Below are 16,586 nucleotides of genomic sequence, written 5' to 3'. Positions count from 1 at the left end.
CAGGAGGCACCACCGTGGACGAGGTGGACGAGGCCGCCACCGCGGAGCTGACCGCCCGCGCGCGGGCCTGGCTCGCCGAGGACCCCGACCCGGGCACCCGGGCCGAACTCGCTGCCCTGCTCGACGCCGGCGACACCGCCGCGCTGGCCGAACGCTTCTCCGGCACGCTGCGGTTCGGCACCGCCGGGCTGCGCGGCGAGATGGGCGCCGGCCCCATGCGGATGAACCGCGCCGTCGTCATCCGCGCCGCCGCCGGGCTCGCCGCCTACCTGACGAAACGCGCCGGCACCCCCGGCCTCGTCGTCATCGGCCACGACGCCCGCCACCACAGCGCCACCTTCGCCCGCGACACGGCCGCCGTCATCACCGGCGCGGGCGGCGGGCTGCGGGCCGCGCTGCTGCCCGGGCCGCTGCCCACGCCGGTGCTGGCGTTCGCCGTGCGGCACCTCGGCGCGGTCGCCGGCGTGGCCGTCACCGCCAGCCACAACCCGCCGCGCGACAACGGCTACAAGGTCTACCTCGGCGACGGCAGTCAGATCGTGCCGCCCGTGGACGAGGACATCGCCGCGGAGATCGCCGACGTCGGCCCGCTCGCCGACGTGACCCGCCCCGAGGAGGGCTGGGAGCTCCTCGGCCAGGACATCGTCGACGCCTACCTGGACCGCGCCACCGCGCCGCTGACGCCCGGCTCGCCGCGCACCACCACAACCGTCTACACGCCGCTCCACGGGGTGGGCCAGGACGTGCTGAACGCCGCCTTCGCCCGCGCGGGCTTCCCCGCGCCCATCGAGGTCCCGGCCCAGTCCCGGCCCGACCCGGACTTCCCCACCGTCGCCTTCCCCAACCCGGAGGAGCCCGGCGCGATGGACCTGGCGCTGGCCGCCGCCCACGCCGCCCGGCCCGGGCCCGACCTGGTCATCGCCAACGACCCCGACGCCGACCGCTGCGCCGTCGGCATCCCCGGCCCCCACGGCTGGCGGATGCTGCGCGGCGACGAGCTCGGCGCCCTGCTCGCCGCCCACCTCGTCGCCAAGGGCGTGCGCGGCACCTTCGCCACCTCGATCGTCTCCTCCTCCCTTCTCGGCAAGATCGCCGCCTCGGCCGGCCTGCCCCACGCCGAGACCCTCACGGGCTTCAAGTGGCTCGCGCGCGTCCCCGGGCTCGGCTACGCCTACGAGGAGGCGCTGGGCTACTGCGTCGACCCCGACGGCGTGCGCGACAAGGACGGCATCACCGCCGCTCTCCTCGCCGCCGAGCTCGCCGCCGACCTGAAGGAGCGCGGCCGCACGCTCGCCGGCCTCCTCGACGAGCTCGCGCTCGCCCACGGCCTGCACACCACCGACCAGCTGTCGGTGCGGGTCGCGGACCTGTCCCTCATCGCCGAGGCGATGCGCCGCCTGCGCGCCACCCCGCCCCGTGAGCTCGCCGGCCTGCCCGTCCGCCGCGCCGACGACCTGCGCGAGGGCTCCGGCTCTCTCCCGGCGACCGACGCGCTGCGCTACACCCTCGACGCCGCGCGCGTGATCGTCCGCCCGTCCGGCACCGAGCCCAAGCTCAAGTGCTACCTGGAGACGGCCACGCCGGTCCGCGACGCGGCCGCCCTCGCCGACGCCCGGTCGGAGGCGTCGGCAACCCTGGCGGCCCTCAAGTCCGCCCTGTCCGAGGCGCTGGGCCTGTGAGCCGGCTCGCGCTCAGGCGGTGAGCCAGAGCAGCAGCAGCGCCACGGCCCCGGCGGCCAGCGGGGCCAGGATCTCGTAGGACCAGCGGACCGTGACCGGGCCCTGGGCCTTCTCCTCCTCGGCGTGGCGCTCGGCCAGCTCCCGCAGCTCGGCCACGGCCGCGTCCGACGGGGCCGTCTTCTCGGTCGGGTCCTGCTGCGGGTCCAGGCCGCCGCCGCCGAAACCGGAGAGGCCGAGCAGCCCGCCGCGCGGCGACTCGCCCCGGGCGAGCTGCTCGTTGTGGCGGTTGGCGCGGTTCCGGGCGCGCAGGGAGACCGGGATCGACCACATCTGGTACTTCGTGCCGTCGGCGATCAGCTCGCACGAGTACCGCGCCTGGATGGACTCCACCGCCCCCCAGGGAGCGGTGATCGTGCGGAAAGGGTTGCGCACCCGCAGCCGCTCGTCCCCGGCGAAGACCGCCGGCCGCAGCGTGAAGGCCACGACCAGCGGCACCGCGAGGAGCAGCGTCGACAGCGCCGTCACCGGCGTGCGCCCGTCGCCCCGGAGCACCGCGTCTCCGCCCAGCCAGCCCGCGAGGCCGAGCAGCAGCACCCCCGCCACCAGGGCGGAGCCGGAGCGGTAGGTGCGGTCGGCGTATTTCAGGGGCTCACTCATGTTTCCGATTCTGCCGGACGCCCGGGCCGGCCGACACGCGCCCGTGTGGCCGCCCTACGGCTCTATCGGGTCCTGCGGGTACGTCGGATCCTCGCGGGAGTCGTAGAGCACCTCGCCGTCGGCGCCGTACCCCGTGATCACGGGGCGCACCCGTGGCCACTCCTCGGCTATGCCCGCGACCACGTAGTACCCGGCTTCGATGACGGCATCCTCGGTCTCGCCCGCGTACGTCACGGTGACGCGCTCGACCTCCGGGGAGACCACGCCGAAGTCAGCCCAGCGGAACGGCAGCTCCCACTCACCCATCATGGGGGGAATGTGGTACCGCCCGGCGTTGGCATCGGGCTCGACCGCCAGGCCGTTGTCCGGGGCGGGGCGGCCGTCGCCCCCCGAGGACTGCATGCCCGTGCCGGTGCACACCAGCTGGACGTAGGGGGATGCCTCGGGGTCGTCGGTGACGGCGAGCACCCGGCGTTGCGGCTCCATGCCGACGTTCTCATCGCCCTGGCTGACCCAGGCGAGCAGGATCCGGAAGTCCCCGGCGTGCAACGGCGGAGGGGTCTCGTCCCCCCGGGCCTCGGCCTCGGCCGCTGCCCAGGGGTCCTCGCCCATGCACGTGTCGAGATGGGCGCGCGCTTCCTCCAGGGTGAAGCCGTCCAGCAGCTGGCGCTCCGGATCGGACGGGCCCCGCGCCTCCGGCGGCTCGGCCGGAGCCAGGGTCTCCTCCCTGGAGGGGGTGGGGAGGGCCGGGAGGGTGGATTCGGGCTCCTGCTCGTCGGGCCAGAGGTTGCCCACCGCGACGGTGGTGGCCGGCACGGCCGCGGCCAGCACGGCGGCCCCGGCGCCCAGCGCGATCCTCCCCCGGCGATGTGCGGCCTTGCCGTGCCGCAGGATCGTGGCGTACGGCGTCTCGGGCGGGGCGAGCCCGCCGGCCCGGTCGGCGAGCAGCTGCCGAAGCTGGGCCTCCATCGGCGTGTCGCCCGGTCCGTCCGGATTGAACTGGCTGGTCATGTCGTTGTCGGGCATGGCAGGAATCCCTCCTCGCTCGGGATTGCTCGGTGTCAGAACGACTCGGTCTCGGAGCGGCTCTGGCTCGGTCTCAGGAGTGGCTCGGGCGTCAGGAAGGGGCCGCGGCTGGAACGGGCCGCAGCACGGCGCGCAGCTTGGACAGGGCCTTGGCCGCCTGGCTCTTGACCGTGCCGGTCGAGCAGCCGAGCGTCTCGGCGACCTCCGCCTCCGACAGGTCCTCCCAGTACCGCAGGACCACGACCGCTCGCTGCCGGCGCGGCAGCCGCGCCAGCGCGGCCGCCAGCAGCGCCCGCTGGTCCACGCGCGCCATGTCGTCCTCCGCCGTCGCGACGTCGGGCGGTGTGTCCGTCAGGTGCTCGGGCACCCGCCGCTTGCGGAAGCGGTCCTTGTCGCAGCTGACCAGGATGCGCCGGACGTAGGCGTCCGGGTTGTCGCTGCGGCGCACCCGGTGCCATAAGCGGTACGCCTTGGCCAGCGCGGTCTGCGTCAGGTCCTCGGCGAGGTGCCGGTCACCCGTGAGCAGATACGCCGTTCTCAGCAGCCGCTGCCACCTGCTGCGCACGAACTCCTGATATTGCTCTTCGTCTTCTGCCTTCATCTGGGGCACCCCCTCACCCTCCTGACCACCACCTCGCCCGATTCGGTTGCCCAGCCCACACGCACGCGGTCTCCTACGCGCGTAGAGACGCGGATATGCTGGCCTGGTGACCACCACGGACCTCGCGGACGTGACCGCCTCCGACGCCGCACTGCGCCGCTTCCTGCACGGCCTGCCCGGGGTCGACGCGGTGGGCCTCCAGGCGCGCGCCGCCGCGCTCGGCACCCGCTCCATCAAGACCTCGGCCAAGGCGTACGCCATCGACCTGGCCATATCGATGATCGACCTCACCACGCTGGAGGGCGCCGACACCCCCGGCAAGGTGCGCGCCCTCGCCGCCAAGGCCGCCCGGCCCGACCCGACCGACCCCGCCGTCCCGCGCGTCGCGGCCGTCTGCGTCTACTCCGACATGGTCGCCACGGCGAAGGCGGCCCTGGCCGCGTCCGGCGCGTCCGGCACGAGCGGCGGCGCCGGCATCCGCGTCGCCTCGGTCGCCACCGCCTTCCCCGCCGGCCGCGCCGCCCGCTCGGTCAAGCTGGCCGACACCGCCGAGGCCGTGGCGGCGGGCGCCGACGAGGTCGACATGGTCATCGACCGGGGCGCCTTCCTCTCCGGCCGCTACATGACGGTCTTCGAGGAGATCGCGGCCGTCCGCCAGGCCTGCGCGGGCCGCGCCCACCTGAAGGTGATCCTGGAGAACGGCGAGCTGGCCACCTACGACAACATCCGCCGCGCCTCCTGGCTGGCGATGCTCGCGGGCGCCGACTTCATCAAGACCTCCACCGGCAAGGTCGCGGTCAACGCCACCCACGCGAACACCCTCCTGATGCTCCAGGCCGTGCGGGACTTCCGCGCCGCCACCGGCCGGCAGGTCGGCGTCAAGCCCGCCGGCGGCATCCGCACCAGCAAGGACGCCATCAGGTACCTGGTGCTGGTCAACGAGACGGCCGGCGCGGACTGGCTCGCCCCCGAGTGGTTCCGGTTCGGCGCCTCCAGCCTGCTGAACGACCTGCTGATGCAGCGTCACAAGCTGCGCACCGGCGCCTACGCCGGCCCCGACTACGTGACGGTGGACTGACCATGGCCCACAACACCCCGGAGAACGCCTTCGAGTACGCCCCCGCGCCCGAGTCCCTCGCGATCGTCGACATCGCCCCGTCCCACGGCCTGTTCATCGGCGGCGGCTTCCGCGAGGCCGCCGAGGGCCGGGTGTTCAAGACCGTCTCCCCCGCATCCGAGGAGGTCCTGTCGGAGGTCGCCCACGCCAGCGCCGACGACGTGGACGCGGCCGTGACCGCCGCACGCCGGGCGTTCCCCGCCTGGTCGGCCCTGCCCGGCGCCGAGCGCGCGAAGTACCTCTTCCGCATCGCCCGCCTGATCCAGGAGCGCTCCCGCGAGCTGGCCGTCCTGGAGTCGCTCGACAACGGCAAGCCGATCCGCGAGTCGCGCGACGTCGACATCCCCCTCGTCGCCGCGCACTTCTTCTACTACGCCGGCTGGGCCGACAAGCTGCGCTACGCCGGCCACGGCCCCGACCCCCGCCCCCTCGGCGTGGCCGGCCAGGTCATCCCGTGGAACTTCCCGCTCCTCATGCTGGCCTGGAAGATCGCCCCCGCCCTGGCCTGCGGCAACACGGTGGTCCTCAAGCCCGCCGAGACCACGCCGCTCACCGCGCTGCGCTTCGCCGCCATCTGCCGCCAGGCGGACCTGCCGCCCGGCGTGGTCAACATCGTCACCGGCGACGGCACCACCGGCGCCGCGCTGGTGGACCATCCCGGCATCGACAAGGTGGCGTTCACCGGCTCCACCGAGGTCGGCCGCCGGATCGCCCGCGCGGTGGCCGGCAGCCGCAAGCGCCTGACCCTCGAACTCGGCGGCAAGGCGGCCAACATCGTCTTCGACGACGCCCCGCTCGACCAGGCGGTGGAGGGCATCGTCAACGGCATCTTCTTCAACCAGGGCCACGTGTGCTGCGCCGGATCCCGCCTGCTGGTGCAGGAGTCGGTCGCCGAGGAGCTGCTGAACGCCCTCAAGCAGCGCATGGCCACGCTGCGGCTCGGCGACCCACTGGACAAGAACACCGACATCGGGGCGGTCAACTCCGCCGCCCAGCTCGCCCGCATCCGCGAGCTGGCGGCGGCCGGCGAGGCCGAGGGCGCCGAGCGCTGGTCCCCGCCCTGCGAACTGCCCTCCTCCGGGTACTGGTTCGCGCCCACGCTCTTCACCGGCGTCAGCCAGGCGCACCGCATCGCCCGCGAGGAGATCTTCGGACCCGTGCTGTCCGTCCTCACCTTCCGCACGCCCGAGGAGGCGGTCGCGAAGGCCAACAACACGCCCTACGGCCTCTCCGCCGGGATCTGGACGGAGAAGGGCTCGCGGATGCTGTGGATGGCGTCCCGGCTGCGCGCGGGCGTCGTGTGGTCCAACACCTTCAACAGGTTCGACCCGGCCTCGCCGTTCGGCGGCTACCAGGAGTCGGGATACGGCCGCGAGGGCGGCCGCCACGGTCTGGAGGCGTACCTCGATGTCTGAACGACTCCGGGTTCTGAAGACCTACAAGCTGTTCGTCGGGGGAAAGTTCCCGCGATCCGAGAGCGGGCGAGTGTACGAGGTGACGGACGCCGACGGCAACTGGCTGGCCAACGCCCCGCTGGCGTCGCGCAAGGACGCCCGCGACGCCGTCGTGGCGGCGCGCAAGGCGTTCCCCGGCTGGTCGGGCGCGACGGCGTACAACAGGGGCCAGATCCTCTACCGCGTCGCGGAGATGATGCAGGACCGGCGCGAGCAGTTCCCGCGCGAGGAGGTGGACGCGGCCATCGACCGGTGGGTGTGGTACGCGGGCTGGTCGGACAAGGTGGCGCAGATCGCGGGCGCGGCCAACCCGGTCGCGGGCCCGTACTTCAACCTCTCCACCCCCGAGCCGACCGGCGTCGTCGCCGTCCTCGCGCCGCAGCGCTCCCCGCTCCTCGGCCTGGTGTCCGTCCTCGCCCCCGTGATCGTCACCGGCAACACGGCCGTGGTCGTGGCCGCCGAGGCGGACCCGCTGCCCGCGCTCTCCCTCGCGGAGGTGCTGGCCACCTCCGACGTGCCGCCCGGCGTGGTCAACATCCTCTCCGGCCGCACGCCCGAGCTGGCCCGGCCGCTGGCCGCGCACCAGGACGTGAACGCCGTGGACCTGACGGGCGCGGGCGCGGACCCGGAGCTGGCCACGGAGCTGGAGGCGAGCGCCGCCGAGACGCTGAAGCGGGTCCGCAGGCCGACTGCGACCGAGCTGAACGGGCAGCACGCCGAGGAGGACTGGGCGGCCGACCCGGGCACCGGGCGGCTGCTGGCATTCCTGGAGACGAAGACGGTCTGGCACCCCATGGGGACGTGAAGGACGGGGAGGTGAAGGCCCTGGACAGCGGTGCGCGGGGTCCCGCCGAACCCCCCGATCGGCAGGACCCCGCGCCTTCCCCCGCTCCCCCGTGCTTCCCCCGGTCTCCCCGTGTCCCCATCCCTCGGGTTTCCCGCGTCCCCCGTATCCCCCGTGTCCCCCGAATCCCCCGTCAGGCGACCAACTCGCCGAAACACTCCTCCTGGTCGCGGCCGAGGCTGAGCGCCTGGTCCTCGCGCAGCCGGCGCAGGGTGCGCCAGATGCTGCTCTTCACGGTGCCGACGCTGATGTTGAGCGTGTCGGCGATCTCCGGATCGGTGCGCCCCTCGTAGTAGCGCAGCACCAGCATGGTCCGCTGCTGCTCGGGGAGCCGCGCCAGCGCCTGCCAGAGCACGGTGCGCAGCTCGGTGCCGCGCATCGTGTCCTGCTCTCCCGGCGCCTCGGGCAGCTCCTCGGTGGGGTATTCGTTCAGCTTTCGCCGCCGCCACGCGCTGATGTGCAGGTTCGTCATGGTTCGCCGCAGATAGCCGCCCAATGCCGCCTTGTCCGTTATCCGGTCCCAGGCGCGGTAGGTGGACAGCAGCGCGCTCTGCAGCAGGTCCTCGGCCTCGTGCCGGTCACCGGTCAGGTGGTAGGCGGTGGCGTACAGGGAGGCGCGGCGTTCCTGCACGTAGGCGGTGAACTCCGCCTCCGTGCCCCCCTGACGCCGCGCTCCCCCGTTCTCCCTGTACGTGCCGTTCCCCCCGGTGTTTCCCCCGTTTCCCCCCGTTCCCCCGTTCCCCCGGTGTCCCCCCGCCGGGACCACGGCCGTGAGGTGTGCGGGGCGCTGGTGTCCGATGCCGCGACGACCCCCAAGCCTGTTCGCGACACCGGACTTCTCCCCGCACCGGACGGGAACCACCGGGGCGTGTGCGCGCGTGGTACCGGCTGCCGTGTCGGTAGTGCCGTGCCGTGCGACGCTCATGCCCGCTCCCCCTCATGGAGTCCGTCCGTGCTCTCGGGTGATCCCGTGGGCAATACAGTGCACGGCCAGTTTCATGGCCGAGTCCGCCGACTGTCACAGCGCTGTCACAGGGGTCGCCCCACCCTTCCGGGAGCCCGATCGACAGGACGGTCGAATTCCGGACGCTCCATGGGTCACAATGTCCGGCGTGGCTTTCCTGTTGCTGATCGAGGACGACGAGGCGGTACGCACCGCCCTGGAGATGAGCCTGACGCGCCAGGGCCACCGCGTGGTGGCCGCCGCGTCGGGCGAGGACGGCCTGAAGTTGCTGCGCGAGCAACGCCCGGACCTGATCGTGCTGGACGTGATGCTGCCCGGCATCGACGGCTTCGAGGTCTGCCGCCGCATCCGCCGCACCGACCAGCTGCCGATCATCCTGCTCACCGCGCGCAGCGACGACATCGACGTGGTCGTGGGCCTGGAGTCGGGCGCCGACGACTACGTCGTCAAGCCGGTGCAGGGCCGCGTGCTCGACGCCCGCATCCGCGCGGTGATGCGGCGTGGCGAGCGGGACGCCAACGACTCCGCCACCTTCGGCTCGATCGTCATCGACCGCGCCGCCATGACCGTGACGAAGAACGGCACAGACCTCCAGCTCACCCCGACCGAGCTGCGGCTGCTGCTGGAGCTCAGCCGCCGCCCCGGCCAGGCCCTGTCCCGGCAGCAGCTGCTCCGCCTGGTGTGGGAGCACGACTACCTCGGCGACTCCCGCCTCGTGGACGCCTGCGTCCAGCGGCTCCGCGCCAAGGTGGAGGACGTCCCCTCCTCCCCCAAGCTCATCCGCACCGTGCGAGGCGTGGGGTACCGGCTGGACGCGCCCTCGTGAGGCGTTGCCGGGGTCGGCGTACGCGGCGTACGCGGGGGCGTGACGGCAAGTGAGCGGCGGGGCACTAAGCGGCCGGCTGCGCGGCGCACTGCGGCTCACCAGCCTGCGCCTGCGCCTGGTCACCGTCTTCGCGCTGGTGGCGCTGGTCGCCGCCGTCTCCGTGGCCGGCATAGCCTACTGGCTCAACCGGGACGCCGTGCTCACCCGGGCGCAGAACGCCGCGCTCGACGACTTCCGCAAGGAGCTGGGCGACAACGCCGGAGCGCTGCCGGACCAGCCCACCTGCGACGACCTGCGCGAGATGGCCTCCGTCATGACCGACACCACCCAGAACTACCAGGTGGTGCTCGTCGACGAGGAGCTCACCGGCTCGCCCGGCCTCCACGGCGAGGCCGCCGACGGCTGCACCGCCGAGTCCAACCCGATGATCTTCCGCCTCGGCATGGTGCCGCGCTCCCTGACCGAGGCGGTCCACGACCGGCGCGACGACGGCAACGGCACGCCGTACCACCTCTACTGGCTGCGGAAGGAGATCCGCGGCGACCCCTACCTCGTCGCCGGATCCCAGGTGCTCGGCGACGGCCCCACCGGTTACATGCTCGCCCCCCTCACCGCCGAGCGCGACGACCTCAACTCGCTGGCCTGGTCCCTCGGCATCGCCACCGCCCTGGCCGTGATCGGCTCGGTGCTGCTGGCCCAGGCCGCCGCCACCACCGTGCTGCGCCCCGTGCAGCGGCTGAGCGACGCCGCGCGCCGGCTGGGCGAGGGCAAGCTCGACACCCGCCTCCAGGTGCGCGGCGCCGACGAACTCGCCGAGCTGACGCGCTCCTTCAACAGCGCCGCCGAGTCCCTGGAACGCCGCGTGGAGGAGCTGAGCGAGCGCGAGGAGGCGTCCCGCCGCTTCGTGGCGGACATGTCGCACGAGCTGCGTACGCCCATGACCGCCATCACCGCCGTAACCGAGGTGCTGGAGGACGAGGTCGACAGCCTCGACCCGATGGTCGCGCCCGCCGTGCAGCTCGTGGTCAGCGAGACGCGGCGGCTGAACGTCCTGGTCGAGAACCTGATGGAGGTCACCCGCTTCGACGCCGGGACGGCGAAGATGGTGCTGGACGACGTGGACATCGCCGACCAGGTCACCCACTGCATCGACGACCGGGCGTGGCTGGACGCGGTCCAACTCCACGCCGAGCGCGGCATCATCGCCCGGGTCGACCCCCGGCGCCTCGACGTGATCCTGGCCAACCTGATCGGCAACGCCCTCAAGCACGGCGGCTCGCCGGTGCGAGTCTCGGTGCGGGAGGAGGACCACGAGGACCGGCAGGAGGTGGTGATCGAGGTCGCCGACCGGGGGCCCGGCATCCCGGAGCACGTGCTGCCGCACGTCTTCGACCGGTTCTACAAGGCGAGCGCCTCGCGGCCGCGCTCCGACGGCAGCGGCCTGGGCCTGTCGATCGCGCTGGAGAACGCCCACCTGCACGGCGGCGACATCAGCGCGCGCAACGCCGCCGGCGGCGGCGCCGTCTTCACCCTGCGGCTGCCGCGCGAGGCCCGGCCGCCCGGCGACGAGCCGGAGCGCGACGACGGCGACAACCGCGAGGGCGAACGGAACGGCAGCGAGGCCGCGGCGGAGGAGGGCGTCTCGTGAACGTGCCCAGGCCGCGAGCGGGGCGCGGCTACGCCCTGCCGGCCGCGATCCCGGCCGCGCTGCTGCTGACGGCGTCCGTCGCCGGCTGCGGCATAAGGACCACCGACGTGCCGGTCGACGGCGGCCCCGCGCCGACGCGCGCCACCTGCGACGCGCCGGCCGAGGACGGGGGCGGCGCCGAGGTCTTCCTGCTCTGCGGCTCGCAGGTGGCGCCCGTGCCCCGGGCCGTCGAGCCCGGCGGCGGCCCCGGCCGGATCGCCGGGGCGCTGCTGGCGGAGTTGCAGAGCGACCCGGCCAACGAGGAGGAGGAGGCGGGGTTCCGCACCGAAGTGCCCTCGGACCTGAACGTCTCGAGCCCGCCCGGGGAGACCTACGGCACCGGCCCCGGCGCCATGCCCGTCCTCCAGCTCAGCAGGGGCCCGGGCGATCTCCCGCTGAACGCGCTCTTCCAGATCGTCTGCACCTTCGCCCACAGCGAGCCTCTGGGCAACGGCCAGTCGGCCGTGCTCAGCGGCCCGCCCGGCTCGTCGAGCGAGACCCCGAAGGAGATCCCCTGCACCGCGGTGGCCGGCGCCGTCCCCGGCGAGGGCACTCAGCACGACCTGCCGCCCCTGCCGCACGGCGAGGAGGAGCAGACGCAGGAACAGACGCAGGAACAGACGCAGGAACAGTCAGACGGATCCGGCGAGGCGGGGCAGGACCCCACGGGGTGAGGGTGAGCCTCATCACCCGCGGCCGGGCGACGGAACCGCCCCCGCGGCGCATGCGTCCTGGAATCCGTGCGGCAACATCCCGCGGGCTCGGCCGAGCCCTCCAGGCCGGCGCACCGGGAGCGCGGCGGCCCCGGCCACGACGTGCGCGTCCATCCCCGAGTCCGGGTGGCCGCCCTCCTGCTGCTCGCGGCGTACCTGGCGTTCGTCGCCTGGCAGTCGCTGCGTCCGCTGTCGGTGCTGTGGGTCTCCCCCGCCAACCTGGAGCCCTTCGACACGATCAGCTCCGACATCCGGCAGGGCCCCGAGGCGGCGCTGCGCACCATCGGCAGCGGCCTGCTGCGGCTGGCCCCGCTCGGGGTGCTGCTGCCGCTGCTCGGCAGGCGGCTGGGCGGCAGCCGCTTCGTCTCGCTCGGCCGCACCGTCTCCGCGGGCGGCATGATCGCGCTGCTCATCGAGTGGATTCAGTCCCTGGTGCCCAGCCGGGTCGCCGACGTGGACACGATCATCCTCAACACCGTCGGGATCGCGCTGACGCACCTGATCGCCTACGGCGGGCTGCGCGCCCTGACCCTGAACGACCGCAGCTCGCCCACGGCCGCCCTCGGCTCCCGTGACGCCGCCGCGCCCGCGCGGGCCCACCGGAAGCACAGCGGGCGCAACGGCGCCAACGGCGGCCAGGGCGGCAACCACGGCGGAGGCGCCGGCGGCGGGCTGGGCGGCGGGACCGTGGCCTCGCGCGACAGGGCCGCGCCCCACGGGATGCGGGGCGCGGCCCTGTCGCGTTGAGCGGTTGAGCGGGCGCTCGGAGCCTCAGAGCGGGAGGGGAAGACCGCCGCCCGTCAGCTCACCAACCGGCAGGCCGCCGAGCAGCTGGTTGGGGTCGGTGCTGCTGCTGGTGCTGGACTCGCCCTGCGTGGTGTGGGACAGGGCGTCGGAGGCCAGCGGAAGCTCGGCGTTCTCGCCGGTGAGGACCTCCGTGCCCGTCTTGACGATCTCACCGCTCTCCCCCGGCAGATCGTCCGCGGTCTCCTCCACGGGCAGGGTGCGCACCAGGTTGCCGGCGGTGTCCTGGACACCGTCGAGGCCCACGGCGGAGGCGGAACCCGCGCCGGTGGCGGCGATGGCGGCGCCCAGTGCGGCCGCGCCCAGAGTCTTCACGGTTGCCTGCTTCATCACAACTACGTCCTTGGGTGGGGTACTGAAGGTTTTTCGAGCGGCGAGACGTGACGGTAGCCAGGGCCCGGCGGCACCGCAATGAATCGAAATGCGTGCCGCCGTCCGTAACCCGCCTGGCCCCGCGCATAGCGCCCGGCGCGCAACGCTCTCCCCCGAAGGCACATCGACGCAGGTCAAGAAGGGCGGGCGGGCCGACGAGGCGGCGCCGGCCCGCACCTCGAACCATCCTTTCCGTGCCGACCGGCGTCATTCCCCACCGCGCGACGTTCATCTCAAGGAATGAACTCGGCCCTCATTACATTGACGCCCGCCGGGAAATCAGCGGAAGAGCCATTCCGCCCGCAGCTCCGCGTACCCGGGCTTGATCACGTCGTTGATCATCGCCAGCCGCTCGTCGAAGGGGATGAACGCCGACTTCATGGCGTTGACCGTGAACCACTGCATGTCGTCGAGGGTGTACCCGAAGGTCTCCACCAGGTGCCCGAACTCCGCGCTCATGCTGGTGCCGCTCATCAGCCGGTTGTCCGTGTTCACCGTGGCGCGGAAGCGCAGCCGCCGCAGCAGCCCGATGGGGTGCTCGGCATACGAACCGGCGGCTCCCGTCTGGATGTTGGAGGTCGGGCACAGCTCCAGCGGCACGCGCTTGTCGCGGACGTACGCCGCCAGGCGCCCGAGCTTGACGGTGCCGTCCCCGGCGACGTCCATGTCGTCGATGATGCGCACCCCGTGGCCGAGGCGGTCGGCCCCGCACCACTGCAACGCCTGCCAGATCGAGGGCAGTCCGAACGCCTCCCCCGCGTGGATGGTGAAGTGGTTGTTCTCCCGCTTGAGGAACTCGAAGGCGTCCAGGTGCCGGGTGGGCGGGTGGCCCGCCTCGGCGCCGGCGATGTCGAAGCCGACGACGCCGAGGTCGCGGTAGCGGTTGGCGAGCTCGGCGATCTCCAGGGCGCGGGCGGCGTGCCGCATCGCCGTCAGCAGCGCGCCCACGCGGATGCGCCGCCCGGCCCCGGCGGCGCGCCGCTCGCCCTGCCGGAAGCCCTCGTTGACCGCCTCGACGACCTGCTCGAGCGTCAGGCCGCCCGCCAGGTGCTGCTCGGGGGCGTACCGCACCTCGGCGTAGACGACGCCGTCCTCGGCCAGGTCCTCGACGCACTCGGCCGCGACCCGGGTCAGGGCCTCGGCGGTCTGCATGACGCCGACGGTGTGGGTGAAGGTCTCCAGGTACCGCTCCAGCGAGCCGGAGTCGGCCGCCTCGCGGAACCAGGCGCCGAGCCGGGTGGGATCGGTCTCCGGCAGCGCGGCGTAGCCCTGTTCACGGGCGAGGTCGACGACGGTGGCCGGGCGCAGCCCGCCGTCGAGGTGGTCGTGGAGCAGCGCCTTGGGGGCGCGGCGGATCTGCTCCTCCGTCGGCGGCGGGGGCGCCTCGGGGGAGGTGGGGGCAGAGGACTGGGAGCTCACGCCGACACCCTATCTCCTACGCGCGTAGACATCGCCTGCGGCGGCGTGGCTGCCGGCACCCCGCCTGCCCTACGGACGGGCCACCACCCGCGCCCGCCCCTGCTCGCCCAGCAGAAACCGCTTGAAGTCCGCGACCGGCCGGGAGTCGGGGTGGCCCGCCATCCAGGCCACCCCGATCTCGCGGACCGCGCGCGGCGGCGCGATGACGGTCAGGTCGTGAACGCCGGGCCGGGGCACGGTCGGCGGCGGCAGCAACGCCACGCCCAGGCCGGCCGCGACCAGGCCGCGCAGCGTCTCCGGCTCCTCGCCCTCGAAGGCGATCCTGGGCCTGAAGCCGGCCTGTTCGCACAGCGAGTCGGTCAGGCGGCGCAGGCCGTAGGCGGCCTCGAGGGTGACGAACGGCTCCTCGGCCGCCTCGGCCAGCCGCACGCGGCGGCGCCCGGCGAGCCGGTGGCCCTCGGGCACGGCGAGGAACAGCCGCTGCTCGCCGAGGCGGCGCGTCACGAGGTCGGGGTCGTCGGGGATGGGCGAGGTCAGGCACAGGTCCAGCTCGCCCGCCCGCATGCGTTCGATCATGTCCTCGCCGTAGCTCTGGACGAGGGCGAAGCGGACCCGGGGGTGGTCGGTGCGGAACTCGCGGATCAGCTCCGGCACGGTCTCCGGGCCCATGGTGTGGAGGAAGCCGAACGCCACCTTGCCGACGGCCGGGTCGGCGTCCGCCCGCACGGACTCGGCTGCGCGCGCGACCTCGGCGAGCGCGCGTTCCACGGAGCGGGCGAAGGCGCGGCCGGCGGGGGTGAGGGAGACGGTGCGGCCGTGGCGGGCGAGGAGGGAGACGCCGAGGTCGGCCTCGAGGCGGGCCATGGCGCGACTGAGGGTGGACTGCGGCACGCCCAGCTCGCGGGCGGCGGCGGTGATGTGCTCGTGGCGCGCCACGCCCGCGAACTGCGCGAGGCGGGGCGTGAGCAGCGCCGCCCACGACTCGCCGGAGAGGTCGGAGAGGTCGAAGAGATCGGCTTTGCCTGACTTATCCGCTGTGACCGTTGTTACACGGATGTCTTTTCCGTTGCGCGGGGATGACATGGCGCACCTCACCTCTGCTTATGCGTCAGAGCATCGTTTTTTCCATCATCATGCATTGGACGCATGAAACGCGGCGCCCTAGGTTAGATGCATGTCCTCAGCAACTATTGAGGCTCCCGCCGTTGCCGCAGCGAGGGCCTCTGCCTCTCATGCCCACCGGCGCATCAACCTCGCGCTGTTCGCCATCGGCGTGGCGACCTTCGCGATGCTCTTCTCCACCCAGGCGCTGCTGCCCGACATCGCCGCCGCCTACGGCGTCCACGCGGACATCGCGAGCTGGACCGTGTCGGCGGCCACCCTGGGCCTGGCGGCGGCGGTGCTGCCGCTGAGCACGCTCTCGGAGCGCTTCGGCCGCCGCGAGGTGATGACTGCCTCGGTCGGCGTCGCCGTGGCGCTGGCGCTGCTGATGCCCCTCGCGCCCAACCTGGGCACGCTGATCGCGCTGCGCGGCCTCCAGGGCGCGGCCATCGCCGGCATCCCGGCCTCGGCCGTGGCGTACCTGTCCGAGGAGCTGCCCAAGCGGGCGACGGTCGGCGCGGTGGGGCTGTTCATCGCGGGCAACAGCGTGGGCGGCATGTCCGGCCGGGTGCTGACCGGCTGGGTCGCCGAGGGCTTCGGCTGGCGCGCGGCGCTCGGCGCGCTGGCGGCGATGGCGCTGGCCGCGGCGTTCGCCTACCGGCTGCTGCTGCCCGCCCCCCGGCACTTCGCCCCCGCCTCGATCCGGCCGCGCGTCGCGCTGCGCGTCGTCGGCTCCCACCTCGGGCAGCCGCTGCTGCTGCGGCTGTACCTGATCGGGCTGCTGCTGATGGCGGCGTTCAGCGCGGTCTACACGGTCATCGGCTTCCGGCTGGTCGAGGAGCCCTTCGGGCTGTCGGCCGGGCTGGTCGGCTCGGTCTTCGTGATCTACCTGGTGGGCACCGGCTCGTCCTCGGTGACCGGCCCGATGGTGGACCGGCTGGGCCGGCGCGGCGCGCTGTACGCGGCGATCGTGACGGTGGTGGCCGGGCTGCTGCTGAGCCTGGTGGACAACCTCGCGGTGGTGCTGGCCGCCCTGGTCCTGATCACCGGCGGCTTCTTCTTCGGCCACGCGGTGGCCTCCGGCTCGGTGAGCCGGGCGGCCAGCCACGGGCGGGCGCAGGCCTCGGCGCTGTACCAGGTGGCGTACTACCTGGGCGCCAGCCTGGGCGGCACGGCCGGGTCGGTGATCTTCCGCCACGCGGCCTGGGGCGGCCTGGTCGTCTTCGCCCTGGTCGCGCTCGCCGCGACGGCGGCGATCACCCTCTACGCCACGGCGCGCGCCCACGCGGTGCGCCGGCGCGCGCTGACGACGGCGGCCTGAG

16 protein-coding genes are annotated in these 16,586 nt (G+C 73.6%); 9 read left to right on the top strand and 7 right to left on the bottom strand.

What is annotated here, in order from left to right:
- The first annotated feature begins 23 nt into the window (after positions 1-23).
- Positions 24-1,679, top strand: a complete 1,656-nt coding sequence (locus ACTWQH_RS04730) for a phospho-sugar mutase (protein WP_443285145.1) — start codon at positions 24-26, stop codon at positions 1,677-1,679.
- A 12-nt stretch (positions 1,680-1,691) separates the two neighbouring features.
- Here ACTWQH_RS04730 and ACTWQH_RS04725 read toward each other — a convergent pair whose 3' ends face one another.
- From ACTWQH_RS04725 to ACTWQH_RS04715, 3 genes are all read right to left on the bottom strand, one after another.
- On the bottom strand, positions 1,692-2,336 hold the full coding sequence (locus ACTWQH_RS04725) for a PH domain-containing protein (RefSeq protein WP_443285033.1): 645 nt from the start codon (positions 2,334-2,336) through the stop codon (positions 1,692-1,694).
- A gap of 54 nt (positions 2,337-2,390) precedes the next feature.
- Positions 2,391-3,362 carry a hypothetical protein gene (locus ACTWQH_RS04720; RefSeq protein ID WP_443285032.1) on the bottom strand — a complete coding sequence of 324 codons (972 nt, stop codon included), beginning with the start codon at positions 3,360-3,362 and terminating at the stop codon, positions 2,391-2,393.
- A 91-nt stretch (positions 3,363-3,453) separates the two neighbouring features.
- Positions 3,454-3,963 carry a SigE family RNA polymerase sigma factor gene (locus ACTWQH_RS04715; RefSeq protein WP_443285031.1) on the bottom strand — a complete coding sequence of 170 codons (510 nt, stop codon included), beginning with the start codon at positions 3,961-3,963 and terminating at the stop codon, positions 3,454-3,456.
- A gap of 106 nt (positions 3,964-4,069) precedes the next feature.
- On the opposite strand from ACTWQH_RS04715, the gene deoC reads away from it, so the two are divergent.
- From deoC to ACTWQH_RS04700, 3 genes are read left to right on the top strand one after another with little or no spacing between them, the layout of a single operon-like run.
- The gene (deoC, locus tag ACTWQH_RS04710; RefSeq protein WP_443285030.1) at positions 4,070-5,041 is read left to right on the top strand and encodes a deoxyribose-phosphate aldolase; all 972 of its coding nucleotides are present in this window, start codon (positions 4,070-4,072) and stop codon (positions 5,039-5,041) included.
- A gap of 2 nt (positions 5,042-5,043) precedes the next feature.
- Positions 5,044-6,495 (top strand): aldehyde dehydrogenase family protein, encoded by a 1,452-nt coding sequence (locus tag ACTWQH_RS04705; RefSeq protein ID WP_443285029.1) that lies wholly within the window; start codon positions 5,044-5,046, stop codon positions 6,493-6,495.
- Positions 6,488-7,339: an aldehyde dehydrogenase family protein gene (locus ACTWQH_RS04700; protein WP_443285028.1), complete on the top strand. Its 852-nt coding sequence runs from the start codon at positions 6,488-6,490 to the stop codon at positions 7,337-7,339. The genes ACTWQH_RS04705 and ACTWQH_RS04700 overlap by 8 nt, the downstream gene beginning before the upstream one ends.
- 172 nt (positions 7,340-7,511) lie before the next feature.
- Here the strand turns inward: ACTWQH_RS04700 and ACTWQH_RS04695 are convergent, their stop codons facing one another.
- Positions 7,512-8,303 carry a SigE family RNA polymerase sigma factor gene (locus ACTWQH_RS04695; protein WP_443285027.1) on the bottom strand — a complete coding sequence of 264 codons (792 nt, stop codon included), beginning with the start codon at positions 8,301-8,303 and terminating at the stop codon, positions 7,512-7,514.
- A 187-nt stretch (positions 8,304-8,490) separates the two neighbouring features.
- Here ACTWQH_RS04695 and ACTWQH_RS04690 point away from each other — a divergent pair, with 187 nt between their 5' ends.
- The 4 genes from ACTWQH_RS04690 (at position 8,491) to ACTWQH_RS04675 (ending at position 12,315) form a co-directional block, all read left to right on the top strand.
- Positions 8,491-9,168 carry a response regulator gene (locus ACTWQH_RS04690; RefSeq protein WP_443285026.1) on the top strand — a complete coding sequence of 226 codons (678 nt, stop codon included), beginning with the start codon at positions 8,491-8,493 and terminating at the stop codon, positions 9,166-9,168.
- A 49-nt stretch (positions 9,169-9,217) separates the two neighbouring features.
- Entirely contained in the window at positions 9,218-10,816 is a 1,599-nt protein-coding gene (locus ACTWQH_RS04685; RefSeq protein WP_443285025.1) for an ATP-binding protein, read from the top strand.
- Positions 10,813-11,529: a hypothetical protein gene (locus tag ACTWQH_RS04680; protein WP_443285024.1), complete on the top strand. Its 717-nt coding sequence runs from the start codon at positions 10,813-10,815 to the stop codon at positions 11,527-11,529. The genes ACTWQH_RS04685 and ACTWQH_RS04680 overlap by 4 nt, the downstream gene beginning before the upstream one ends.
- A gap of 66 nt (positions 11,530-11,595) precedes the next feature.
- A complete protein-coding gene (locus ACTWQH_RS04675; protein WP_443285023.1) occupies positions 11,596-12,315 on the top strand; it encodes a VanZ family protein in 720 nt (239 codons plus the stop codon).
- Positions 12,316-12,339: 24 nt separating this feature from the next.
- Here the strand turns inward: ACTWQH_RS04675 and ACTWQH_RS04670 are convergent, their stop codons facing one another.
- The 3 genes from ACTWQH_RS04670 to ACTWQH_RS04660 all read right to left on the bottom strand — a co-directional run bounded on the left by ACTWQH_RS04670 (position 12,340) and on the right by ACTWQH_RS04660 (position 15,246).
- A complete protein-coding gene (locus ACTWQH_RS04670; RefSeq protein WP_443285022.1) occupies positions 12,340-12,702 on the bottom strand; it encodes an ATP-binding protein in 363 nt (120 codons plus the stop codon).
- A 321-nt stretch (positions 12,703-13,023) separates the two neighbouring features.
- A complete protein-coding gene (locus ACTWQH_RS04665; protein ID WP_443285021.1) occupies positions 13,024-14,163 on the bottom strand; it encodes an adenosine deaminase in 1,140 nt (379 codons plus the stop codon).
- Positions 14,164-14,232: 69 nt separating this feature from the next.
- A complete protein-coding gene (locus tag ACTWQH_RS04660; RefSeq protein WP_443285020.1) occupies positions 14,233-15,246 on the bottom strand; it encodes a LysR family transcriptional regulator in 1,014 nt (337 codons plus the stop codon).
- A gap of 91 nt (positions 15,247-15,337) precedes the next feature.
- Here ACTWQH_RS04660 and ACTWQH_RS04655 point away from each other — a divergent pair, with 91 nt between their 5' ends.
- On the top strand, positions 15,338-16,585 hold the full coding sequence (locus tag ACTWQH_RS04655) for an MFS transporter (RefSeq protein WP_443285019.1): 1,248 nt from the start codon (positions 15,338-15,340) through the stop codon (positions 16,583-16,585).
- Position 16,586 lies beyond the last annotated feature (1 nt).

This window comes from Streptomyces sp. 6N223 (genome assembly GCF_052246635.1).
Lineage (GTDB): Bacteria > Actinomycetota > Actinomycetes > Streptomycetales > Streptomycetaceae > Streptomyces.
Note: the sequence above shows the minus strand (reverse complement) of the source record. Positions and strands in the feature narration are given on the sequence as shown.